The organism is Acinetobacter sp. 243_ASPC, from assembly GCF_001054715.1.
GTDB classification, from domain to species: domain Bacteria; phylum Pseudomonadota; class Gammaproteobacteria; order Pseudomonadales; family Moraxellaceae; genus Acinetobacter; species Acinetobacter soli.
This window is the reverse complement of the sequence record NZ_JVOR01000142.1, coordinates 42997-65864: the sequence shown is the minus strand read 5'-3', so window position 1 is coordinate 65864 and position 22868 is coordinate 42997. Positions and strand designations below refer to the sequence as shown.

Below are 22868 nucleotides of genomic sequence, written 5' to 3'. Positions count from 1 at the left end.
CACTACAATTGGATCAAGTTGAGTTGCATCTGTTGAATCATCAGACCACTTTTAGAAAAACTCGGCGGTATTGCGGTTGATCGCCATTCAAAATCAGATATCGTCTCGCAAATGGTCAAGCTATTTGAGCAAAATGACCGTTTTAATCTGGTGATTGCGCCTCAAGCAACGCGAGCAAAAGACGGCTCTACACGCAAACCGATTCGTACTGGTTTCTGGCACATCGCGCGTGCGGCAAATGTTCCAATTGTGTTGATGTATGCCAACCCTGTTACTAAAGAAGGCGGCATTCTAGGCAAAATTTATCCAGAAAATCTCGAAGCAGACCTTAAGCTTATTCAGGCACTTTATAAAGAAAAAGTTGGCTTAGATATCTGTATTCCAGAACAATCAAATTAACGATCAAAGCTGTATTTATTACGTTTTTATCTGACCAATCGATTATTTTCTCTATCATCAGGCACTTTCTTCAAAAAATATGCTTATGGTAGAATTGCAAACATTTGATCTGGTAATGGTACCAATCTGTAAGGAGCATATTTCAACATGGCAGGTCATTCCAAGTGGGCAAACACCAAGCATCGTAAAGCAAAACAAGATGCAAGCCGTGCTAAAGTTTTCACAAAATATATTCGTGAAATTGTAACTGCAGCAAAACTAGGCGGTGGTGATGCAGCCAGCAACCCTCGTTTACGTGCGGTCGTTGAAAAAGCTTTATCTGTAAATATGACACGTGACGCGATCAACCGTGCGATTCAGCGTGGTGCTGGCGGTGAAGACAATGATGATCTGAACGAAGTAACCTACGAGGGGTACGGTGTCGGTGGTGTTGCAGTTCTGGTCGAAACGATGACAGACAATCTTAACCGTACAGTACCAGATGTTCGTCACTGCTTCAGTAAAACCAACGGTAATTTGGGGACTAACGGTTCGGTTTCGTATCTGTTTACCAAGCGTGGTGAAATCAGCTTTGAAGATGTCAGTTTAGAAGACAAAATCATGGAAATCGCACTCGAAGCGGGCGCTGAAGATATCGAAGTGGAAGAAGATGGCATTTTGGTCATCACAACACCAGAGAGCTTTGGTGATGTTCAGGATGCACTTGCAGCAGCAGGCTTGAAATCGGACAATGCAGAAGTGGTGATGAGTCCATCGACCAAAGCTGAAATTACCGATATCGACCAAGCGAAACAAATCTTAAAAATGATCGATATGCTTGAAGATCTGGACGATGTTCAAAACGTTTATACAAACGTTGAATTTTCAGACGAAGTTTTGGCTCAACTTGATGCCTAAATAATATGAAACGCACCGCACAGGTGCGTTTTTTTAAACTTTATTGAGTAGCTTATAACAATTAAAGACGTTGTATTCTTTAATCACAAAACTTGAATGTAAGGCTACGACATTATCAATTTTACCAATCCGGCGTAGCAAAATATCACTGTAATTATCCATATCACGCGCAACAAGTTCTAAAATAAAATCTGCGCTCTGCCCTGTAACCAAAAACGCATTGGTGACTTCCGGGATATCCTCAAGTTCAGTTAAAAACTTATCAAAAGTTTCGGTATCGTGTTTGCTTAAAGAAACTTGAAGCAAAATATGTAAAGAAAATCCAAGCTTAACAAAATTAATATCACGCTTGAGATTACTCATGATTTTGGATTCAATTAAATGCTTGATCCGTCGATGCACTGAACTGACCGAGAGGTTAATCCGTTCTGACAACTCATTCAGGTTGAGGTCTTCATGGGTCAATATCTCAAGAATCTGTTTGTCGTAACGATCAAGCTCCATAACTGCTCCCCACTTATCTTTCATGATTTTAATGACTTCTGGCCATTGTATTGTAGTTTTGAGCATTCTCAAAAAATACATTCACTTTACAGTGAAAAGTACATATAAAAAAATCGAACGAGCTTGTAAAAATTTCATCTAAGACGATGCTTGACCTGAAAGTGTAAAGTTAAGTATCTTTTTTGTGCTTTAAGTAAAATATTTCAAAATATTGCTTCTTTTTAGACCTTAGTAATATTGACTTGTAACAATAAAATACAGGATTATTAAGCGAAGCTACATTGAAGTAGTTTTTTTAGACAAAAGGGAACGTTTATTAACAATTTTTAAGGAATTGGCATTCTTTTTGTTATGTAAATCCCAAAAGTAAGTTTTACTTTTTTTAATAATTAACGGAGTTATCGTGAATAAACTTAAAACTTTAGCCCTTAGCATGGGTACTATCGGGCTATCCTCTCTCGCCATTCCTGCTTACGCAGCGAGCAACACTGAAGTGGATGCTTTACGTAAAGAAGTCAATGAACTTAAACAGCTTGTTCAACAATTATCTACACAGCAAAAAGCTGCACCTGTCGTGATGGCTCCACCACCAGCTCCAGCACCAATGGTTGCCGCAGCACCAGCACCGAAAGCACCAAGTAATGCAAAACCAGGTTGGTTCACACTACCTGATGGTCAAACACAAGTTAAACTTTACGGTAGCATCCGTGGAGATGCAACTTATGACTTCGAAGGTAACCCATCACCAAACATTAACAACAATACTAACTCTGTTCCGTTAAATTCAGCAAATGCTACCAAAAACAATCTTAATGTTTCTGCAGCGACAACTCGTTTTGGTTTCGACTTTTCTCGTCCGACAGATCTAGGTGAGTTAACAGGTAAAATTGAAGCTGACTTTGCAGGCGGTATTGCGGCAGACAGTAGTTCAAGAACAACCAACGGTAATGGTTCGCTACGTGTTCGTCACGCTTACTTCTCTCTTGGAAAATGGTTAGTTGGTCAAACCACATCTCCTTTTGTTAACACCGACACAGCACCTGAAACAGTCGACTTTAACGGCCCTATGGGTTATGGCTCTACACGTACTGTACAAGTACGTTACACTCAGCCAATCGATGCCAACCAAAAAGTATTATTAGCAGTTGAAGGTGGTGATGTTGATAATATCAATAGCGCTTCGGCTACTACAGTTTTCAAAAATAGTGGTGGTGCAGTAGTACAACAAACTACTAGTTCTGGAGGTAATAGATTACCAGCTTTGACAGCAAGATATGACTACACTACCGCCGATAAGAAAGGGTTAGTACAAGTTCATGGTTTAGTCCATGAAAACCGTATTTCTGTGAATGATGATGTTGATGAAACCAAGCTTGGTTGGGGTATCGGAGTTGGTGGTAAATATAGCTTAACACCTGCTGATACAGTATTTGCGAACTATTACCACGTAAAAGGCGATAATCGTTACTTGCTATATGGCAACTCTGCTTATGTTGCATACCAAAATAATGCAACTGCAGCTGCAAACGCTACAGATCTTTCAATTTATGAAAGCGAATTTAACTCGGGCTTAATTGGTTATTCTCACAAATGGTCACCGAAAGTACGTTCAACATTAGCTGCTGGCGCAATCTGGTACAAAGATGATAACTCTTTTGCAGAAAGAGCTCCGACATTAAACAAACAGCTTTATAACGTTATTGTAAACAGTTTCTACACTCCTACGAAAAACGTGGATTTAGGTGTTGAATATACTTATGGCCAACGTAAAACTTTCCAAGATCAAGAAGGCGATTACTCGCGTCTTAACTTGATGGCGAAGTATAGCTTCTAATTTAAGCTAAACAAGCATCTAAAAAACCCTGCATATGCAGGGTTTTTTAATACGCTTTAAAACGAAACTATAAAGATAATCAAGTTACTTATAAAATAAGACGTATCATTGCAACTAAACTGTCTTTTGATCCATCTATCTCATGTATACGTTATGGGCGCTTTAATACTCAAATCAAATCTCTTAACTACGCTTATATTTTTATTTATGTTTTGGCTAAGCGATCAAAAGCTGCAATCAAATTAAAGTTGCGAACAAAATTCTGTTTTAAGGTTGGCACAATTACTTTATAGATAAAAAACCCAGTCACTTGACTGGGCTTTTTTAATGCTTGTGCTTTAAGCAGATTAATGCATGGCTTGAATCTTGTCTAAGAATAATTTGGCACGTTCATGACGTGCATCAAGATTACCAAAGAACTCAGATGTTGGGCAATCTTCAAGAATCATGCCTTGATCCATGAAAATTAATCGGTTTGAAACTCTTTTCGCGAAGCCCATTTCGTGTGTCACACACATCATGGTCATTCCTTCGTTAGCGAGTTGAACCATTACATCTAACACCTCACCCACCATCTCTGGATCGAGTGCGGAAGTTGGCTCATCAAACAACATACAAATTGGGTCCATTGAAAGACCGCGTGCAATTGCAACACGTTGCTGCTGACCACCAGAAAGCTGACCTGGAAATTTGTCCTTGTGTGCCAAAAGCCCTACTCGGTCTAAATATCCCAATCCCTTTTTGCGAGCTTCTTCTTTCGAGCGCTTTAAAACTTTAACTTGTGCCACAGTCAAATTTTCAAGCACAGTCATATGCGGAAATAACTCGAAATGCTGAAACACCATTCCCACACGCGAACGGAATTTTGCAAGATTGGTTTTCGGATCACGTAAAGAAGTACCATCAACAAAAATGTCGCCTTTTTGAATTGGCTCTAATGCATTTACGGTTTTAATTAATGTTGACTTACCTGAACCAGATGGTCCGCATACTACTACCACATCGCCTTTTTCAATACTGGTTGTACAGTCAGTGAGTACTTGGAAATCACCATACCATTTAGAGATATGTTGGATGTCTATCATTGGCATTTAAAATCTCCAATTAGCGAATAATGGCAATTTTTTGCTGTAATCGTTTTACAAGTCTTGAAAGCAAGAACGAACTACAGAAATAAACCACTGCTACAATTAAATAAAAGGTTGCTTTTGTTTCAGGACCATAAGTATTGGCAAGCGTGTCGGCACGACCTAAGAAGTCTGGTGCACTAATTACATAGACCAATGACACATCCTGAAAAAGAATAATGGTTTGGGTCAACAGTACAGGTAACATATTACGAAATGCTTGTGGTAACACCACATATTTCATCGATTGACCATAAGTAAAACCGAGTGCATAACCTGCATTGACCTGTCCGCGCGAAACGGATTGAATACCTGAACGCACAATTTCCGAGAAAAACGCAGCTTCAAAAATTGCAAACGTAATGACACTCGAAAACAGTGGCCCCCAATACGTATCAGACTGGAATTCAAATACTTTTGGAAGTAAAAAGTAAAAGATAAAAATAACCTGAATCAGTGGAATACCACGAAATAGATCCACGTAGAATTTAGCAAAGTTACTTGCGACAACGTTATTCGACAGACGCATCATGGCCAAAGGTGTACCGATGATGATACCGCCTAGCATTGCAAGCACTGTAACGGTTAAGGTAAAAACAAAACCTTCTTTAAGTGCATTGATAACATCAGGAGATTGTAAAAGACTGAAATCCATGGTTATTTCCCTCCCGAACCTAGGCCAGGAACTGCCATACGTTTTTCAATCCACGCCATAATAAATTTGATGGTGTAAGTGATGATCAGGTATACAGGCGTTGAAAGAATCAAAATAATAATATCTTGAGATGTTTCTTCGCGCATGGTTTTGGTATAAGCGAAAAAATTGAGTACACTTAGCGCATATAGAACGGCTGAGTTTTTAAACACGTTCATTGCTTCAGACGTAATCGTCGGCCATACCGTACGATAAGCAACGGGTAAAATCACATAGCGATAACTTTGGCCTGTGGTAAAACCCATTGCAGATGCTGCAAATTTTTGGCCACGTGATACTGTGTTGATTCCGGCACGAATATGCTCTGATACACGCGCAGCAGTATATAAACCGAGTGCAAAAACACCAATAACCGCAGGATGATCATTCAGCAGGTTTTTCCACCATCCGCCGGCAACAACTTCTCCGCTCCCAGAGCTAAGGGTGGCTGGTAAAAGTTCAGGAAAAACGAAAGCCCAAAAGAAAAGTTGAACAATTAATGGGATATTACGGAAAATCTCAACGTACGTATCACCAATCAAAGCCAATGGCTTATTAGGTAAGGTACGTATAATTCCAAGTAAAGAACCCAAAAAGAATGCGATAAAGAATGCAGCAATTGCAGTCCATATCATGGTTAAAACACCTGAACCTAACATTTGAAGCCATGTTGGTGCATCGGCGTATTGAGAATAACTTGAGCTGCCTATCGCTTTACAGACCGATTCCGCCCAAGCTGCTTTTTCGACACTAAATTCGTTCGATTCAGCACAGAATACAGTCCAGTTTAATGAGCCGACTGACATAAATGCCCCTTTTTAAAATATTAAAAATACAGCATGCATACAGTACACAAGTTACTGTATGCAAAATGGTTAGCTGCAAATCAAAAGAGTTTTAGGGCTTAAATGCCTTCATCAGTCGGATGTGCTTTCAATTTCTTGAAAGAAGCACTCTGTGCCATGTTCAGATTGGTATTTTTAGGTGGAATTGGAGACTGGAACCATTTTTTATAAAGTTTATCCATTTGACCTGATTTCCACATACCAGTTACGGTGCGATCCGCAACCGCTTTGAATTTCGGATCATCTTTTGCAATCATGATGCCATATGGCTCAGAAGATAATACAGGGCCAACAATTGCAAATTCTTTCGGGTTAGATGATTTTGCAATCAAACCAGCCAAAATATTGTCGTCCATCACAAATGCTGCTGCACGACCAGATGCCATCATTGAAAATGAGTCTGCGTGGTCTTTACCATAAATGTTTTGCACATTAATAGACTGACCTTTTTCATTCATTTTGATGTATTTGTCTGATGTTGTGCCTTGAGTGGTCACGACAGCTTTACCGTTCAGGTCAGCCAAGCTCTTAATACCTGAATTTGCTTTCACTGCCATACGCACTTCTGTTGCGTAGTAGTTTGTAGAGAATCCTACTTGCTGTTGGCGTTGTTTGGAGTTAGTGGTTGTACCACATTCCATGTCGATATTGCCTGCAAGAAGTTCTGGAATACGTGTAGACGATGTAACTGCTTTGTATTCGACTTTCAAATTCGGCATTTTAAGCTCTTTCTTGATGTCGTTTGCGAAAGCATTACAAATATCTACCGCATAACCCACTGGTTTACCTGCGACAACATAGGAAATAGGATCCGATGACTCACGGTGTCCAATAATAATTTTTCCACTGCTTTTAATTTTAGCCAAAGTATCCGCAGCTTGAACCTGAGTTGCCCCTCCAACTGTACAAATCATCAATGCCGATACAATTAGTGAGGTTGCAGAATGTTTCATAAAAACTCCTTGATTATATTTCGCTAAATTTTAAGAAAGTTGTATATTATTCAACCTACCTAAAAAATAGCTCTCCTTTCATTTAAAGCAATTATCAAGCCAACTTTTAATTGTTGCTTATCATCGACTGATTCCACTATTTTTACATGCTTTCTTATCCTAATTGAAAGCACTTCATACAGTTTTTCGCTAGACTTTAGTCTTAGCTTTGATTGCTTTAGATTATTTTAACGCCAAAATCTTTTTTTTAAAGTTTTATTTTTAAAAAAACGTGATTTAAATCACATTTAATTAAATTATTTGCATCTTTTTAGTGCCAGCAACATTCTGCATGCATCATTTTGAATCTATGCATTTTTTGCATATAAAGTGAACGAAATATCTAAAAAACAATCATCACCAAATAAAATAATGAAAATAAATTTCATTCATTGTTAATTAAAACTTATTAATTGCTAAAAAATTAGATTATGACTACGCAGGTATTTGAATACAAAAACATTATTGATTTTGTATTCAAACATTTAAATCTTTAATTTATTTGAAATTCATTGTTTTGGATGTGCCTTCTTGGATTGGCATTACATACCACGCCAATCCACTCTGGCATTTCGTTCGGTTTCATAAATTCGTTGTACATATTGCCCCAAAGGCAAACTTAGCAGGTAGGTTTTATAGGTATCGAGTTCGGGCGAATGAAATTCAGTATTTTCCACTTCCCAAGGTGTACCATTTGGATGCAGTAAAGGCGCCAAAATGGCACATACCGCTATATCAGCTAATCCAAGACGATCACCTACCATATAGCGTCCGTAGTTTTCGACTAAACGATCATTAAGTAGTAGTACAAGCTCATCTAGACGCGCCTTAGACTGGGCAACTTTATCTTGTTCGAGTTCGTAACTTTTTTTGACCAGAGTCTTAAGAATTGGTTTTGAAAATTTTTCAAATTGACGCAAGTAGCCCTGCTCGCCCATCATGATTTCAATCGGTTCATCACTGTAAGACAACGCATGTGCCAATGACCAACGGCGAACATGAATCCCAAGCTCGTCTGCAAGTTGATCAATTTCTAAGGCTGCGCGTCGTTGTGCAGGATCTTTTCTCAGCAAGGAATGTTCAGGGTAAGTATCGTCAAGATACAGTGCAATCGGAGTCGATTGAGCAATCCATCTTGCATCATCTTTTAGAATGGGTAGCTTATTTTGACCTGTTTTTAACTGTGCGAACGCACGATGAAAACCAGGAATCAAATTATGAGCAACATAATCAAGCTCTTTGTGATCCAGTAACCAGCGAGCTTTCTCACAGTAATGAGACAAAGGGAACTGGTATAAAACCCGCATAAAAACTCCAAATTATTTTTTTAGTCAACCAAATGTAAAAAACATTGTTTTGCCTTGTTACTTTAGAATTAAGCGCGCTTTAAAACAATGTACTTTTTGTGCCAAATCTCTGTCTAAATCACCTATTGCCGCGATATGAAAACTATGATTTTTTATTCAAAGCATATGAAGTGGATCGATAAAAATAGATATTTAAGATGTAATTTAATAGATGAATTAATATAAGCAATTGAATTTAAAAAACTTGTTAAATATGAAAAAGTGATTTTCTTAGCTGAAATAAAATTTAGCATTTTTATCGATTAGTTTTGACAAATACATCGTTTAAAAAAGCACAGAATTTTACCTAAAGTATTGATATCAAATAAGGGTATCAATATGTCTGAGTTAAGTTCATTATCTAAACGCTCGGTTCACATTCTTAAAAACGACCAACAAGCATTAAACGCGGCCTATCAAGTTGCTGATGAAGCACTTGTAAACCGAAACATACGAGATCAACAACGTATTTTGCCGTATGAGGCAATTGAACACTTGAGTCAAAAAGGCCTTGGCGGTATTCGAATTCCTAAACGTTATGGTGGTGCTTTTGTATCAAATAAAACTTTAGCTCAGGTGTTTCGTATTTTAAGTAAAGCCGATTCTAATGTTGGCCAAATCCCACAAAATCAAATCAGCCTGTTAAATTTAATTGATTTAATGGGAAATGAAGAACAAAAAAAACGTGTATTTGGCGAAATACTGGCAGGTAAACGCCTCGCCAACGGCGGGCCTGAGCGCCAGAGTAAAGACAGTAAAACCGTTCATACGACGCTCATACAAAATGGAGAAGTTTGGGTCTTAAACGGCGAAAAATTTTATTCTACGGGTAGCATTTTTGCAGATTGGCTGGCAATTAAAGCCCTTCACCCAGAAGGTCATGTGGTTCTGGTATTAGTTGATCGCTTTACAAATGGGATCGAAATTGAAGATGACTGGAATGGATTTGGTCAGCGTACTACCGCAAGTGGCACGATAAAACTCAATCAAGTACACATCGATCCTGCACTTATTTTTGATGAGCGTTTATTGACACAAGCTCCAAATTATAGAGGTGCCTATTCGCAACTGATGCAAGTCGCAATCGATGTCGGAATTGCTGAAGCTGCATTTACTGATCTTATATCAGCGGTAAAAAAAGCGCGCCCAGTTATTGATGCCAATGTTGAAAAAGCCAGTTTAGAACATTTCACGATTCAGGAAACAGGCAAGCTTCAAGTCTTACTTGATGCCGCGATAGCATTACTTGATGATGCTGCCGAGTATCTGGATGAACTGGATTCACAATTCGAAGTGACGGATGCACAGGCTGCCCGCGCCTCTATTTTGGTGGCAGAAGCCAAAGTCTATGCCAATGATGCAGCACTAACGATCTCTGAAAAATTACTCGAACTTGGCGGTAGTCGTGCCAGTTTAAGTCAGCACAACTTAGAACAGCACTGGCGCAATGCCCGTGTACATACGCTGCATGATCCTGTGCGCTGGAAAATCCATGCGATTGGCAACTATTACCTCAATGGCGTCTTCCCTGCACGTCATGCATGGATTTAAGGAGAGCTTCATGACATCTTATCAAGCAATCGCATCTTTTAATTCATCAAACTCCACACAGGCACATATTATCCGAGACGATGCAGAGGCACTTTCAATTGCCACCACATTGAGTGAGCGTTTTAAAGAAAAAAGTGTGCAACGTGATGCCGAGCGGATTTTGCCTTTTGAGGAAATTGAGCAATTTAGTCAGTCTGGCCTTTGGGCAATTACCGTACCAAAACGCTTTGGCGGTGCAGATGTTTCTAGCCTGACAGTGGCAAAAATCATTGCACTTTTTAGTGGCGTTGACGGCTCGATTGGACAGATTCCTCAAAATCACTTCTATGCCCTTGAGGTACTTCGTAATACTGGTACCGAGCAACAAAAGCAGAAGCTCTATAAAGAAGTATTGCAAGGCGCACGTTTTGGCAATGCACTTGCAGAATTTAAACCCAAAACAGCGGCTCAGAAACATACAACGATTACAGCCACCGAGAATGGTTATTTGATTCAGGGTGAAAAGTTCTATTGCACAGGCAGTTTATTTGCACATCGTATTCCAACTTTGGTCATAGATGCGCATGGTCGCGAATACTTGGCTTTTGTAAAACGTGAAAGTCAGGGATTGAGCCTTGTTGATAACTGGAGTGGCTTTGGACAACGTGTGACAGGCAGTGGTGCGGTAAAATTTGATCGTGTTTTTGTTGCTTATGACGATGTTATTCCCTTTGATGTAGCCTTTGATCACCCGACACTGGTTGGCCCTTTTGCACAAATCATGCATGCCGCGATTGAAGTCGGAATTGCCCGTGCCGCGTTCGAAGAAACGCTAAAGCGCGTCCATAAAGCCCGTCCTTGGATTGATTCAAATGTTGATACCGCGGCTCAGGACCCACTCACCATTTACGATGTTGGACGTATTGCAATTGATGTAAGAGCAAGTGAAGTCTTACTCAAACGTGCAGCTCAATCAATCGATACGGCACGTTTAGACACCACAGCAGAGCATGTTGCATTAGCTTCATTGGCGGTTGCGAAGGTCAGAGCGCATAGTACTGAAACCGCACTTAAAGCCAGTTCGAAACTGATCGAACTTGCAGGGAGTCGTGGTAGTCAGCGTCAAGATGGACTCGACCGTTTTTGGCGTAATGCACGGGTACACACGCTACATGATGCTGCGCGCTGGAAATACTTTTTTATTGGCAATTATGCATTGAATCAAATTTTTCCTCCACGACGAGGGACATTGTAATGACAAATAAAACACACAAACACATTTTACTGAATGCTTTTGACATGAACAGTGTCGGCCATATCAATCATGGTTTATGGACTCATCCGCGTGATCAGTCGCATCGATTTAATGAGCTGAGTTACTGGACAGAACTGGCACAAACACTCGAACGCGGATTATTTGATGGCTTATTTATAGCCGACATCACAGGGGTGTATGATGTTTATCAAAACAATATCGATCTCACGTTAAGAGAATCAATTCAGCTCCCCAGCCACGACCCAACGACGTTGGTCTCGGCAATGGCAGCCGTCACACAACATTTAGGCTTTGGGGTTACGGTGAATTTGAGCTACGAAACGCCCTATCAGTTTGCACGGCGCTTTGCTTCACTCGACCATCTCACGCAAGGGCGTATTGGCTGGAATATTGTTACAGGCTATCTAGATAGTGCGCAACGCTTAATTGGGCAGTCTGCGCTTAAAGATCACGATCTGCGCTACGATCAGGCAGAAGAGTTTTTAGCACTCTGCTACAAATACTGGGAAGGCTCTTGGGAGTCCGATGCATTGCTCAAGGACAAACAACATCGAGTTTTTACAGATCCACACAAGGTACATTCGATTCATCACTCTGGGCGGTTTTATCAAAGTGAAGGTGTATTTCAAGTTGCACCTTCGGTGCAGCGCACGCCAGTGTTGTTTCAAGCAGGCGCCTCTTCAAGAGGAATGGCCTTTGCAACTGCTCATGCCGAATGCATTTTTATTGGTGGCGACCAACCCGACAAGATCAAACAAAATGTCGATAAAATTCGTGAGCGCGCCAAACAGCATGGGCGCCATCCAGACGATATCAAGATTTTTGTCGGCATTACCGTGGTCACTGCCGAAACAACGGCTGAAGCACAAGATAAACTGGCGGAATATCTTCGCTATGCTTCTGCCGAAGCTGGGCTTGCCCATTATGCAAGTTCGGTCGGTATCGACCTATCGAAATATGCCGATCATGAGGTGGTTGCCTATCAAAAAAGTAACAGCATCGCTTCGGTAAATGAAAAATTTAAAACCCAACAAATCACCATTCAGGATTTAAAAGATCAACACGTTTTAGGTGGGCGTTACCCACTGATTGTTGGCAGTGGTGAAGACGTGGCAAAACGACTGATTGAGCTGGTCGATCAAACCGGCGCAGATGGATTCAATTTAACGCGTACCGTCGCACCAGAGTCACATCATGACTTTATTCAATACGTGATTCCTGAGCTGCAACAACGAGGCCGTTTTAAAACTGCATATAACGAAGGCTCGTTACGTCAAAAAATTTCAGGACACGGCGATTTGCTTCCGTCGACGCATCCCGTCGAGCAATATCGATGTTCACCTTCCACACGTTCATTCAATTTAAATCAACACGAAAAAATTACAGCATAATTCTTGGAGTCTTCGATGGCACAGTCATCTTCATCAAAAAAACTCATTATTCTTGGGGCATTATTTGTCGTTTTAATTATTGGACTTGTAATCTGGAATCAGAATAGACAAAGTCAGCATCAAGAGTTAGTGATCGGTATTAGCCCTCCTTTTGCTCACCCGCTGCAAGCGGCAGCCAAAGAAGCTGAAAAACAAGGGATTCATGTCAAGCTGGTTGAGTTTTCCGACTGGAATACGCCAAACATCACTTTAAATAATGGCGACATTGATGCCAATTTCTTTCAACATCAGCCTTTTCTAAGCAATGCAATTAAAGAAGGTGGTTATAAACTCAAAGCTTTTGGTGTGGGCGCAGCATCTCACGTCGGATTATATTCCAAAAAATATAAGTCACTGGATGAACTACCGCAAAATGCACGTGTTGTGGTTCCGAATGATCCAGTCAATCAAGGGCGTGCTTTGCTCTTACTGCAGCAAGCCAAACTGATTCAGCTTAAAGATCCAAACAATTACTTGTCTAAACTAAGTGATATCACAGTTAATCCAAAAAATCTGAAATTTATTGAAGTTGAAGGCCCTCAAACTGCACGTGCAATTGATGATGTCGACTTGGCATTTGGCTATCCACACTATTTGCGTTTGGCTAAAACAGCCGATCCAAATAGTGCCCTACTTTTAGACGACACAACCAATAAACGTTATGCCATCTTGTTTGTGGTCCGAGATGATTATGAAGATAAAGACGGTAAGCTGAAAAAATTTATTGAGATTTATCAAAATTCACCGGCGGTAAAAGCAGCCATCGATGAAGACATTGGACCAAAACTTTGGTTCCCAGGTTGGGTCTAGGAGGTTAATCATGGTTAGTTTTGGATCACAGGTTGATTTCTCACCGCCACATATTCAGATTCGTGCACTCAATAAAACCTATACATCGAATGGTCAGACTGTGCAGGCGCTTAAAGCCATTGATCTGGATATTCCACAAGGCAAAATTTTAGGCGTGATTGGAAAAAGTGGTGCTGGAAAATCATCTTTGTTACGCACGCTAAATGGACTAGAAACACCGAGTTCTGGCTCTATTAAAATTCATCAAGATGAATTAACCACACTTGACCACGCACAGCTCATTCATCTGCGTCAGAAAATTGGCATGATTTTTCAGCATTTTAATCTGATGTCGGCTAAAACGGTGTGGGACAACGTCGCGTTACCACTTAAAATTGCAGGTCTAGATAAAGTAGAAATTCAACGCCGCGTCGATGAAGTTTTGGGCTTGGTCGATCTGGCACATAAAGCCGGGCAATATCCATCACAGCTCTCCGGTGGGCAAAAGCAGCGTGTCGGGATTGCCCGAGCGCTGGTGCATCATCCTGAAATTTTACTCTGTGATGAAGCCACATCGGCGTTAGATCCTGAAAGTACCGCCACTGTTCTCTCCTTGTTAAAAAAGATTAATCGGGATTTAGGCATTACGGTGGTGTTGATCACGCATGAAATGCAGGTCATTCGTGAAGTTTGTGATCAAGTGGTGGTTATAGATCAAGGGGAAATTGTCGAGTCTGGTTTGGTCTGGTCAGTTTTTTCAAATCCAAAGCAAAAAATCACTCAAGAACTGCTGAATCTTGAACAACTCAATTTACCTTTTACGCTTTATGAAGCGCCACAAGATCACTTAACGCATCGAATCATTAAAGTTCGTTATCAAACCGATCTTAAGCATCCACCAAACTTAACCGATTTACTGAGATTACTCGGGTCGCATACTTCTTTGTACCAGAGCCATGTCGATACTGTTCAGGATCACTTAATTGGCACATTAATTTTAGCCATACCAGAGCAAGCTTTTGATGCGCAGGTACTAAAACAACTGTCTCATTTTGTTTTTGATGTGGAGGTGATTGGCTATGCACAACCAACTTCTTGATTTATTGCTTACAGGTACACTGGATACCTTACTGATGGTAGGCGTATCCGCTTTACTGGCATTTTTGATTGGTTTACCGCTCGCCGTTTTACTGGTGATGACCTCTGAACATGGGATCTATCCTTCTATTAAAATTAATCAGCCCATTGGCTGGGTCATTAATATTACCCGCTCTATTCCGTTTTTAATTTTAATGGTGGCGCTCATTCCAGTAACGCGCTGGATTGTCGGTACCAGTTATGGTGTGTGGGCGGCTGTTGTTCCACTTACACTTGCTGCAATCCCCTTCTTTGCGCGCATTTCCGAGGTCAGTTTGCGCGAGGTCGATCAGGGCCTGATTGAAGCTGCACAGGCCATCGGCTGTAATCGCAAACAGATCATCTGGCATGTACTCCTACCAGAAGCCATGCCTGGCATCGTGGCGGGTTTTACCGTTACTGTAATTACCATGATTAATTCTTCGGCAATTGCAGGTGCCATTGGTGCAGGTGGTTTAGGCGATATCGCTTATCGTTATGGCTATCAGCGTTTTGATCTGACCATTATGTTTGCCGTTATTTTAGTTTTGATTGTATTGGTGATGCTAATACAAGCCACAGGTGATGCGCTTTCCAACCAGCTCGACAAACGCAAAATCTAAACTTCTTTATGATTCACACTTCGCCATGACCTGACTTTGTCATGGCTTTCATGTAAAATCAGCCTCAATTTTTACATTACATTTTTTGTGAGTCATTTCATGGGTTTTAATTGCGGTATTGTGGGTCTACCAAACGTCGGTAAATCGACGCTTTTTAATGCATTGACCAAAGCAGCGATTGCAGCAGAAAACTTCCCGTTCTGTACCATCGAACCAAACACCGGGATTGTTCCTGTTCCAGATGCACGCCTAGATAAACTTGCAGAAATTGTAAAACCACAACGTATTATTCCAACCACAATGGAGTTTGTGGATATTGCTGGTTTGGTTGCGGGCGCATCGAAAGGTGAAGGCTTGGGTAACCAGTTTTTGGCAAATATTCGTGAAACTGATGCAATTGCGCACGTGGTACGTTGTTTTGAAGATGAAAATGTCATTCACGTGAATGGCAAAATCGATCCGCTAGATGATATTGCCACCATCAACACCGAACTTGCACTTGCCGATTTAGACACTGTAGCAAAAGCTTTGCTACGTTTGACCAAAGTTGCAAAAAGTGGTGATAAAGAAGCACTTGCAACTAAAGCCGTGCTAGAAAAAATTCAGCCATTGTTAGATGAAGGCAAGCCAGCACGCGCTGCGGACTTGAGCGATGATGAGCGTAAATTGATTCGTGGCTTTGGTTTGATGACCTTAAAACCAACCATGTATATTGCGAACGTTGCTGAAGATGGCTTTGAAAATAACCCGCATCTTGATGCCGTTAAAAAATTAGCAGCAGAAGAAAATGCGATTGTCGTGCCGCTATGCAATCAGATTGAAGCCGAAATTTCATTGCTAGAAGATGAAGACCGTGCCGAATTTTTAGAAGCTATGGGAATGGAAGAACCAGGCCTGAATGTTGTAATTCGTGCAGGTTATGCCCTACTTGGTTTACAAACCTACTTCACTGCCGGTGTACAAGAAGTACGTGCATGGACCGTAAAAGTAGGTGCGACTGCACCTCAAGCAGCCGGTGTGATTCATACCGACTTCGAAAAAGGCTTTATTCGTGCAGAATGTGTTGCCTATAACGACTTTGTGCAGTACAACGGCGAAGCAGGTGCCAAAGAAGCGGGTAAATGGCGTCTTGAAGGTAAAACCTATGTTGTTCAAGACGGCGATGTGCTGCATTTCCGTTTTAACGTATAAAATATTCGTTCAAAAAAGGCCAGCTCATGCTGGCCTTTTTTAGATTTATAAACATTTTTTAAATAATAATTACAATGATAATCATTATCAATATATTTACATATTCTAATCCATCGCCTAAACTCACATGGAAAGAACGACTTAAAATATCTCAAAGGATAACACCCCATGGCCTATAGCTTACCTGCACTGAATTATGCCTATGACGCACTTGAACCGCATATCGATGCCAAAACGATGCAGATTCATCACACCAAGCATCATCAAACTTATATCAATAATATCAACGCTGCGATTGAAGGCACTGAATGGGAAAAATTGTCAGTTGAAGATCTGGTTACAAAGGTGCATGAGGTGCCAAGCGATTTAAAACATACCGTGATCAATAACGCTGGCGGTCATGCCAACCACAGTCTGTTTTGGACGATCATGAGCCCTCAAGGTGGTGGTGAACCCCATGGCCCTGTGTCCGATGCAATACAACAACAATTAGGTGGCTTTGATGCATTTAAAGAAGCTTTTACCAAAGCCGCGTTATCTCGCTTTGGCAGTGGTTGGGCATGGCTCAGTGTAACACCACAAAAAACGCTGGTGGTTGAAAGCAGCGCCAATCAGGACTCACCACTCATGCATGGCAACACGCCTATTTTGGGTCTAGATGTTTGGGAACACGCTTACTATTTACAGTATCAAAATCGTCGCCCTGAATATATCGCGGCATTTTATCAAGTGATTGATTGGGATGAAGTCAATCATCGTTATCAGGATACATTGAAATAAGGAGTTAACTCATTTGTACACAACAACAGGTCTGTATGAAATGCCCCTTTTTCATGTGTTTCGATTGCTGCTTGGTATTTTGATTTTAATCACAGGACTGGTAATTTTAATTCTTCGTTTAATATGACCGATTGATCCTCTGTGCTGGATTGCGATTTATTTATGCTGCTTCAAAATGCAATAAAACATCATGCAGTCCAGCTTTTATAGCTTCAATTTAAAAGAAAGCGTAACAGAACGGCTTAGCCATGCAAATTCTCATGATGCATGATGCTGAAGTGCTGCAATTTCCTGCATTAAAAAATCTACAAATATACGGATTTTTGCAGACATGTGCCGATTTTGTGGATACAAAATAGAAAAGCGACGAGTCCTAGGCGTTAAAGTGCTAAGTACCTCAACCAATTCGCCGCGCTCAACTGCTGGTTGTGCGATAAAGTGATAAATCTGAAACAAACCACCTCCTGCTTTTGCCCATGTCAAACACCCCATAACATCATCATAAACCCGTCGATGACTTTTAAAGCCGTAATTGAAATCATTGCCGTGGCTATCTTTAAAAATCCATGGCATGGCGCGGCCTGTACTGGGCAGAATAAACTGAATGCACTGATGCTGATCAAGCGCTGCAACCGTTTTGGGTTCAGCATATTGTTGTAAATATTCAGGAGCAGCAAAAACGCCCAAGGTTGCATCTTCAAGCGTACGCGCAATGAGTCGGGAGTCTTTGGGAATACCCAAACGAATGGCCAGATCAAAACCTTCTTCCACAAAATCGATGACTCGATTGGAGATATTTAGCTCAATTTCAATTTGTGGATATTTTGCCTGAAATTTAGGCAGCAGAGGCAGAAGCCGATAATGAGCATACGGTGTTCCAACACTAATCCTTAATGTACCACTTGGACTGTGCTGATCGCCTGTAATCATGCGCTCTACTTCTGAAATTTGCTCCAGTGCCTGCTGACAGTGTTGATAATAAAGCTCCCCTTCACACGTTAGCTTAATACTACGTGTAGTTCGCGCAAAAAGGCGCACACCGAGCCTTGCTTCCAAACGTCCGATAGAACGGCTGACTGAAGCCGGTGTAATGCCCAAACCTTCTGCCGCAGCGGTAAAACTTCCCAGCTCTGCCGCTTTACAGAACAATTCTATGCTGGCCAATTGGACCGAATCAAAATGTCGCATTTATTCTCTAATGTAATAAATAAATTACCATTCGGTTAATTTATCTTTATTTATCACTCTAATAAAGTTGCAGTTACAAAAGATGCCTGATTTAAGGCTGAAATAACTGCAACATATTTGGTTAGTGAGAAAACATGTTTCTGTCACGTTTATTTCGTATTTTTGCCTTGTTGCTGATGGTTGCGGCATCATTCACGCACGCCGCATCTAAAGGTGAAGTTCTGGTGTTACTCTCGAGTGAAACCGAGCTTCCACTACAAGGAAAGAAATCGTTTCCGTCGGGTTATTATGTCAATGAGTTTGGTGTGCCAGCCGATGCCCTCATCAAAGCAGGATACACCCTGACAATTGTCACCCCAAAAGGTAATGTACCCAAGCCAGACGTCCGCTCGATTGATCCAGTCTATTTTGGAAAAAATCGCAATGAAATGCTGCGAATCAAAAAATTGACTGAACAATTGACTCAAGCGCAGAACGTGCGTTCATTACAAGATGTGATGCAACAAGGGCTTGATCGCTATTCAGCTATATTCATTCCGGGTGGACATGCACCACTTATTGACCTAGCGAATAATCCGATGGTGGGTACCACCCTGCAACACTTTCATCGCAAAGGCAAACCAACCGCAGCGATTTGTCATGGCCCGATTACCTTATTAGCTGCGCAAAAAGATCCTAAGGCATTTGAACAGTCACTGATCCAAAATCAAAAAATGAATGCTGAGGGTTGGATCTATCATGGTTATCAAATGACCATTTTCTCGAATGAAGAAGAACACGTGTTTGAAAACTCACTTCACGGCGACAAATTACGCTATTACCCAGCCAACGCGATGAAAAAAGCAGGCGGCAATATGCAGTTTGCCAAGGCATGGCAACCACATGTTGTGATTGACCGTGAACTGATTACGGGTCAAAACCCATATTCAGACCATGCGCTCGCACAAGCGTTACTTAAAGCACTTGCTACTCAAACCCAACACTCACCTAAAATCTAGAGGAATCTCCATGCAAAATTTCACATTTTACAACCCAACAAAAATTGTGTTTGGTCAAAATTCTGTCGAACAGCTTGAGACGTTAATTGCTTCCGACGCGCGCATCATGATGATTTATGGCGGACAAAGTGCGGAAAAAACAGGAACACTCAGAGAAATTCGTGATGTGTTAGGGCACCGTATTGTAAAGGAATTTGGTGGTGTAGAACCAAATCCACGCTATGAAACACTTATGCGCGCAGTAGAGCTAATCAAAAGCAACGATATTGATTATTTGCTTGCTGTGGGTGGCGGTTCTGTCATTGATGGTACCAAATTTATCGCAGCGGCAGCCTTGTACACGGGCGAACCATGGAACATCCTTAAAAATCAGGGTGCCGACGTAGAACAAGCACTGGCATTTGGTTGTGTACTGACGCTACCGGCTACTGGTTCTGAAATGAATGCGGGCGCTGTAATCACCCGTGGTGAAACTCAAGACAAACTGTTTTTTAACAGTACCCATGTATTTCCGCAGTTCTCAATTCTTGATCCGCTTAAAACCTATACTTTGCCAGAGCGTCAATTGGCCAATGGTGTAGTCGATGCCTTTACCCATGTCATGGAGCAATATCTGACTTATCCAGCAGGCGGTTATATTCAGGATCGAATGGCCGAAGGATTGTTACAAACCCTGATTGAAATTGGCCCACGTGTTTTAAGCGCTGAAAAAGACGATGAAGCACGCGCCAATTTAATGTGGGTAGCAACCCTTGCACTGAATGGTCTAATCGGTGCAGGTGTCCCGCAAGACTGGTCGACACATATGATCGGTCATGAACTCACCGCACTGTACGAGATTGACCATGCACGTACACTTGCCGTGGTATTGCCAGCAAACCTAAGTGTAAGACGCGAAAGTAAAGCGGCCAAGTTACTACAATATGCAGAACGTGTATGGCAGATCCGTGAAGGATCAGAGCAAGCGCGTATTGATGCTGCCATTGAGCAAACCAAAGCATTTTTTAAAGCAATGGGAATTCCAACTCAACTTGGCGATTATGACTTAGGTAATGAAGCAATCGACAAGGTTGTGGCTCAACTTGAGCATCATGGTATGACCGCTTTGGGCGAACACAGTGATGTGACTTTGGCAATCAGTCGTCAAATTCTTGAAAAAGCACTCTAATGGAGTGCTATCTACTCCCATCAGAATTTTAATGAATGATAGTCACTACTTAAGACCGAGGAAAATCACATGAAAGCATTAGTTTTAACTCAAGTCGGAACGCCTTACACGCTGCATGTCGAAACCGATATCGAGATACCCGAACCCGCTGCTGGTGAAGTTCGTATTAAAGTGATGAGTTCGAGTATTAATCCGGTCGACTACAAGTTTGCCAAAAACGGTACAACTCTTAAATTACCCCATATTTTGGGAATTGATGCTGCTGGTATTGTCGATGCTGTAGGGCATGACGTCACCACTTGGAAAAAAGGCGACCGAGTCATCAGTCTAACCAATTTATGGCGCTGGGGTGGTTTTGCAGAATATGTTGTGGTTGATGCAAATAGTATCAGTGCAATACCGGAACAGCTTAATTTTAATGCGGCCGCGACTATTCCATGTGCCGGTATTACCGCTTGGCAAGCGTTATATCGTAAGGCACCACTTCATGCAGGTCAGCGAATTTTGGTGAATGGTGCGGGTGGCGGTGTCGGTGGTTTTGTTGTGCAACTGGCTAAGCTCATGGGTCTGGAAGTGTATGCTACTGCCTCTAGCGAACCAGAACGCATCAAAGCACTTGGTGCCGACCACATCATCAATTACAAACAAGACAATATTGTTGAACGCATTCATGCGCTCACTGAAGGTCGCGGTGTGGATGCGGTGATTGATTTGATTTCATCTGAAACCTCTCAACAACTTGCAACAGTGCTGCGTCATAATGGACATTTGATTTCGGTATCAGGTCGGATTGATCAGAATCCAATTCCTTCTTTTACCAAAGCGATTTCAATTCATGAAGTGGCTTTAGGTTTTGCCTATCAACACGGCGATGATGAAAATCTACGTGACATTGCTGCTGGTGGTGAATTCTTAGCTACCCTTATGGCAAATGGCAAACTCGACCCGATGATTCAAAACGTGATCACACTGGATGAGTTGGAAAATGGTTTGCATCAGGCCGAGCACGGCAAAACACAAGGCAAAGTAGTGATCGAAATTGCCAAAGCAAGCTGATGGTCATTGATAGTAAACTACTTTCATGTAGCGAATACGTTCGCTGCATGAACGTATTTAATTTATGTATAAGCGAACTTTTTGACAAACAAATATAAAGTATTTGAAAGCCAACTTCACATCAAACGTGATGAAGCTTAACCTGATATTAAAAGCAAAATTAAGACAAATAAACAACAAGAAAACTTATCTTTTGATCAACAAATTTTTAATTTAATTATGAATAAAACAGATTAAGCTCAAAAACAGGCACTAACGCCCCATGAATAGAAGATATACAATGAAAAAGATTTCAACGGTACTGCTTGCGGCTTCTTTCGCGATGTTAAGTGCCACCGCTTTTGCTTGTCCTAAAGGCACTGAATTACAAGGCGGAACTGGCCCACACCATAAAGGTGGAAAATGTGTAGCAGTTAGCGGTAAAAAAATGGCCGCGAAAACCGACAAGAAAATGATGGCTGAAAAAAGCAAACCAATGACAACGGCAATGCCTGCTAAAACTGAACCAGCAAAAACCAAATCTTAATCAACATATTGAATATAAAAAAGCGAGATCAACTCGCTTTTTTATTTATATCGTTTATCGCTTCGGATCTGTATTACCCAATGCAGGATTAGCTATCGCATCTTTACATTGTGCTTTGTCTCGCTCGTAATCAGCTTGTCGCTGCGCAAGTGTGGAGCTACCCGTGATCACTTCACGTGACCATGTATCCAGTGAAGTCAGTGCTTTACGACATAAAGCATACTTGCCCTCTGTAACTGAGTCAGTCATTTTGACATTAATGCGCCAGTCGGTACTAAGCTTACGCAATGGCTTTCTTACCTGCTCTTCAATCTCATCTTTTTTGCCATCATAAACAATAGGATCGATTTGATTGATCAGCTTCCACGCTTCATTTGCATAGGTTGTTGCATCATTGGTCAATTTTGGTGCAGCTTTAATTTCAACTTTTTCTTTTGAACCCGATGTATGGTCTTGGCTACAACCAGACACAACCAGTCCAAATAAAACACATGAAATTAAACCAGAAGTTTTAAGCGTTGAGATCATTATCCACGATTATCCATCTGAACATTCGGCT

Annotated in this window: 22 protein-coding genes and 1 pseudogene; 15 read left to right on the top strand and 8 right to left on the bottom strand. The window is 41.3% G+C overall.

The window, feature by feature from the left end; genetic code table 11:
* Nucleotides 1–39 precede the first annotated feature (39 nt).
* Together ADA42_RS17800 and ADA42_RS17795 are read left to right on the top strand one after the other, a co-directional pair.
* Nucleotides 40–399, top strand: a pseudogene (locus ADA42_RS17800) (1-acyl-sn-glycerol-3-phosphate acyltransferase); the annotation flags it as partial.
* A gap of 147 nt (nt 400–546) precedes the next feature.
* Nucleotides 547–1296, top strand: a complete 750-nt coding sequence (locus ADA42_RS17795; RefSeq protein WP_004937118.1) for a YebC/PmpR family DNA-binding transcriptional regulator — start codon at nt 547–549, stop codon at nt 1294–1296.
* A gap of 33 nt (nt 1297–1329) precedes the next feature.
* On the opposite strand, the gene ADA42_RS17790 is transcribed toward ADA42_RS17795, so the two are convergent.
* Nucleotides 1330–1800: an Lrp/AsnC family transcriptional regulator gene (locus ADA42_RS17790; RefSeq protein WP_004937117.1), complete on the bottom strand. Its 471-nt coding sequence runs from the start codon at nt 1798–1800 to the stop codon at nt 1330–1332.
* A gap of 403 nt (nt 1801–2203) precedes the next feature.
* On the opposite strand from ADA42_RS17790, the gene ADA42_RS17785 reads away from it, so the two are divergent.
* A complete protein-coding gene (locus ADA42_RS17785) occupies nt 2204–3634 on the top strand; it encodes a DcaP family trimeric outer membrane transporter (RefSeq protein ID WP_048766601.1) in 1431 nt (476 codons plus the stop codon).
* A 347-nt stretch (nt 3635–3981) separates the two neighbouring features.
* Here ADA42_RS17785 and ADA42_RS17780 read toward each other — a convergent pair whose 3' ends face one another.
* The 5 genes from ADA42_RS17780 to ADA42_RS17760 all read right to left on the bottom strand — a co-directional run bounded on the left by ADA42_RS17780 (nt 3982) and on the right by ADA42_RS17760 (nt 8599).
* Nucleotides 3982–4725, bottom strand: coding sequence for an amino acid ABC transporter ATP-binding protein (locus tag ADA42_RS17780; protein WP_004937114.1), 744 nt, complete (start codon nt 4723–4725; stop codon nt 3982–3984).
* A 13-nt stretch (nt 4726–4738) separates the two neighbouring features.
* Nucleotides 4739–5416 carry an amino acid ABC transporter permease gene (locus ADA42_RS17775; protein ID WP_004937112.1) on the bottom strand — a complete coding sequence of 226 codons (678 nt, stop codon included), beginning with the start codon at nt 5414–5416 and terminating at the stop codon, nt 4739–4741.
* Between the two features lie 2 nt (nt 5417–5418).
* Complete coding sequence (locus ADA42_RS17770) at nt 5419–6261, bottom strand: amino acid ABC transporter permease (protein WP_004937110.1); 843 nt, start codon at nt 6259–6261, stop codon at nt 5419–5421.
* Nucleotides 6262–6359: 98 nt separating this feature from the next.
* Nucleotides 6360–7253 (bottom strand): transporter substrate-binding domain-containing protein, encoded by an 894-nt coding sequence (locus ADA42_RS17765; RefSeq protein ID WP_004937109.1) that lies wholly within the window; start codon nt 7251–7253, stop codon nt 6360–6362.
* A gap of 581 nt (nt 7254–7834) precedes the next feature.
* Entirely contained in the window at nt 7835–8599 is a 765-nt protein-coding gene (locus tag ADA42_RS17760; protein WP_048766597.1) for a glutathione S-transferase family protein, read from the bottom strand.
* 378 nt (nt 8600–8977) lie between these two features.
* Here ADA42_RS17760 and ADA42_RS17755 point away from each other — a divergent pair, with 378 nt between their 5' ends.
* From ADA42_RS17755 to ADA42_RS17720, 8 genes are all read left to right on the top strand, one after another.
* Entirely contained in the window at nt 8978–10189 is a 1212-nt protein-coding gene (locus tag ADA42_RS17755) for an SfnB family sulfur acquisition oxidoreductase (RefSeq protein WP_048766595.1), read from the top strand.
* Nucleotides 10190–10199: 10 nt separating this feature from the next.
* The gene (locus ADA42_RS17750; protein WP_048766593.1) at nt 10200–11423 is read left to right on the top strand and encodes an SfnB family sulfur acquisition oxidoreductase; all 1224 of its coding nucleotides are present in this window, start codon (nt 10200–10202) and stop codon (nt 11421–11423) included.
* Nucleotides 11423–12835: an LLM class flavin-dependent oxidoreductase gene (locus ADA42_RS17745; RefSeq protein ID WP_048766591.1), complete on the top strand. Its 1413-nt coding sequence runs from the start codon at nt 11423–11425 to the stop codon at nt 12833–12835. The genes ADA42_RS17750 and ADA42_RS17745 overlap by 1 nt, the downstream gene beginning before the upstream one ends.
* Nucleotides 12836–12850: 15 nt before the next feature.
* Nucleotides 12851–13684: a MetQ/NlpA family ABC transporter substrate-binding protein gene (locus ADA42_RS17740; RefSeq protein WP_048766588.1), complete on the top strand. Its 834-nt coding sequence runs from the start codon at nt 12851–12853 to the stop codon at nt 13682–13684.
* Nucleotides 13685–13694: 10 nt separating this feature from the next.
* On the top strand, nt 13695–14762 hold the full coding sequence (locus ADA42_RS17735; RefSeq protein WP_048766586.1) for a methionine ABC transporter ATP-binding protein: 1068 nt from the start codon (nt 13695–13697) through the stop codon (nt 14760–14762).
* Nucleotides 14743–15402 carry a methionine ABC transporter permease gene (locus ADA42_RS17730; RefSeq protein WP_048766584.1) on the top strand — a complete coding sequence of 220 codons (660 nt, stop codon included), beginning with the start codon at nt 14743–14745 and terminating at the stop codon, nt 15400–15402. The genes ADA42_RS17735 and ADA42_RS17730 overlap by 20 nt, the downstream gene beginning before the upstream one ends.
* Nucleotides 15403–15501: 99 nt before the next feature.
* Complete coding sequence (ychF, locus tag ADA42_RS17725; RefSeq protein WP_004937090.1) at nt 15502–16593, top strand: redox-regulated ATPase YchF; 1092 nt, start codon at nt 15502–15504, stop codon at nt 16591–16593.
* Nucleotides 16594–16761: 168 nt separating this feature from the next.
* The gene (locus ADA42_RS17720; RefSeq protein WP_048766582.1) at nt 16762–17373 is read left to right on the top strand and encodes a superoxide dismutase; all 612 of its coding nucleotides are present in this window, start codon (nt 16762–16764) and stop codon (nt 17371–17373) included.
* 258 nt (nt 17374–17631) lie between these two features.
* Here ADA42_RS17720 and ADA42_RS17715 read toward each other — a convergent pair whose 3' ends face one another.
* Nucleotides 17632–18561 (bottom strand): LysR family transcriptional regulator, encoded by a 930-nt coding sequence (locus ADA42_RS17715; protein WP_048766580.1) that lies wholly within the window; start codon nt 18559–18561, stop codon nt 17632–17634.
* Between the two features lie 134 nt (nt 18562–18695).
* Between ADA42_RS17715 and ADA42_RS17710 the strand changes: the two genes are divergently transcribed.
* The 4 genes from ADA42_RS17710 (at nt 18696) to ADA42_RS18940 (ending at nt 22309) form a co-directional block, all read left to right on the top strand.
* Nucleotides 18696–19559: a type 1 glutamine amidotransferase domain-containing protein gene (locus ADA42_RS17710; protein WP_048766578.1), complete on the top strand. Its 864-nt coding sequence runs from the start codon at nt 18696–18698 to the stop codon at nt 19557–19559.
* 10 nt (nt 19560–19569) lie between these two features.
* On the top strand, nt 19570–20727 hold the full coding sequence (locus ADA42_RS17705) for an iron-containing alcohol dehydrogenase (RefSeq protein WP_048766576.1): 1158 nt from the start codon (nt 19570–19572) through the stop codon (nt 20725–20727).
* Nucleotides 20728–20796: 69 nt separating this feature from the next.
* Nucleotides 20797–21783, top strand: a complete 987-nt coding sequence (locus tag ADA42_RS17700) for a zinc-binding dehydrogenase (protein ID WP_048766574.1) — start codon at nt 20797–20799, stop codon at nt 21781–21783.
* 280 nt (nt 21784–22063) lie between these two features.
* Entirely contained in the window at nt 22064–22309 is a 246-nt protein-coding gene (locus ADA42_RS18940) for a hypothetical protein (protein ID WP_171063730.1), read from the top strand.
* 54 nt (nt 22310–22363) lie between these two features.
* Here ADA42_RS18940 and ADA42_RS17690 read toward each other — a convergent pair whose 3' ends face one another.
* Entirely contained in the window at nt 22364–22837 is a 474-nt protein-coding gene (locus ADA42_RS17690; protein ID WP_004937076.1) for a hypothetical protein, read from the bottom strand.
* Nucleotides 22838–22868: the final 31 nt, after the last annotated feature.

What these genes read in the sequence shown, in the direction of transcription:
- ADA42_RS17755 (WP_048766595.1), top strand. Translation starts at nt 8,978, where the DNA reads ATGTCTGAGTTAAGTTCATTATCTAAACGCTCGGTTCACATTCTTAAA.
- ADA42_RS17730 (WP_048766584.1), top strand. Translation starts at nt 14,743, where the DNA reads ATGCACAACCAACTTCTTGATTTATTGCTTACAGGTACACTGGATACC.
- ADA42_RS17780 (WP_004937114.1), bottom strand. Translation starts at nt 4,725, where the DNA reads ATGCCAATGATAGACATCCAACATATCTCTAAATGGTATGGTGATTTC.
- ADA42_RS17765 (WP_004937109.1), bottom strand. Translation starts at nt 7,253, where the DNA reads ATGAAACATTCTGCAACCTCACTAATTGTATCGGCATTGATGATTTGT.
- ADA42_RS18940 (WP_171063730.1), top strand. Translation starts at nt 22,064, where the DNA reads ATGAAAAAGATTTCAACGGTACTGCTTGCGGCTTCTTTCGCGATGTTA.
- ADA42_RS17750 (WP_048766593.1), top strand. Translation starts at nt 10,200, where the DNA reads ATGACATCTTATCAAGCAATCGCATCTTTTAATTCATCAAACTCCACA.
- ADA42_RS17795 (WP_004937118.1), top strand. Translation starts at nt 547, where the DNA reads ATGGCAGGTCATTCCAAGTGGGCAAACACCAAGCATCGTAAAGCAAAA.
- ADA42_RS17760 (WP_048766597.1), bottom strand. Translation starts at nt 8,599, where the DNA reads ATGCGGGTTTTATACCAGTTCCCTTTGTCTCATTACTGTGAGAAAGCT.
- ADA42_RS17735 (WP_048766586.1), top strand. Translation starts at nt 13,695, where the DNA reads ATGGTTAGTTTTGGATCACAGGTTGATTTCTCACCGCCACATATTCAG.
- ADA42_RS17775 (WP_004937112.1), bottom strand. Translation starts at nt 5,416, where the DNA reads ATGGATTTCAGTCTTTTACAATCTCCTGATGTTATCAATGCACTTAAA.
- ADA42_RS17770 (WP_004937110.1), bottom strand. Translation starts at nt 6,261, where the DNA reads ATGTCAGTCGGCTCATTAAACTGGACTGTATTCTGTGCTGAATCGAAC.
- ADA42_RS17745 (WP_048766591.1), top strand. Translation starts at nt 11,423, where the DNA reads ATGACAAATAAAACACACAAACACATTTTACTGAATGCTTTTGACATG.
- ADA42_RS17740 (WP_048766588.1), top strand. Translation starts at nt 12,851, where the DNA reads ATGGCACAGTCATCTTCATCAAAAAAACTCATTATTCTTGGGGCATTA.
- ADA42_RS17710 (WP_048766578.1), top strand. Translation starts at nt 18,696, where the DNA reads ATGTTTCTGTCACGTTTATTTCGTATTTTTGCCTTGTTGCTGATGGTT.
- ADA42_RS17790 (WP_004937117.1), bottom strand. Translation starts at nt 1,800, where the DNA reads ATGGAGCTTGATCGTTACGACAAACAGATTCTTGAGATATTGACCCAT.
- ADA42_RS17715 (WP_048766580.1), bottom strand. Translation starts at nt 18,561, where the DNA reads ATGCGACATTTTGATTCGGTCCAATTGGCCAGCATAGAATTGTTCTGT.
- ychF (WP_004937090.1), top strand. Translation starts at nt 15,502, where the DNA reads ATGGGTTTTAATTGCGGTATTGTGGGTCTACCAAACGTCGGTAAATCG.
- ADA42_RS17700 (WP_048766574.1), top strand. Translation starts at nt 20,797, where the DNA reads ATGAAAGCATTAGTTTTAACTCAAGTCGGAACGCCTTACACGCTGCAT.
- ADA42_RS17705 (WP_048766576.1), top strand. Translation starts at nt 19,570, where the DNA reads ATGCAAAATTTCACATTTTACAACCCAACAAAAATTGTGTTTGGTCAA.
- ADA42_RS17690 (WP_004937076.1), bottom strand. Translation starts at nt 22,837, where the DNA reads ATGATCTCAACGCTTAAAACTTCTGGTTTAATTTCATGTGTTTTATTT.
- ADA42_RS17720 (WP_048766582.1), top strand. Translation starts at nt 16,762, where the DNA reads ATGGCCTATAGCTTACCTGCACTGAATTATGCCTATGACGCACTTGAA.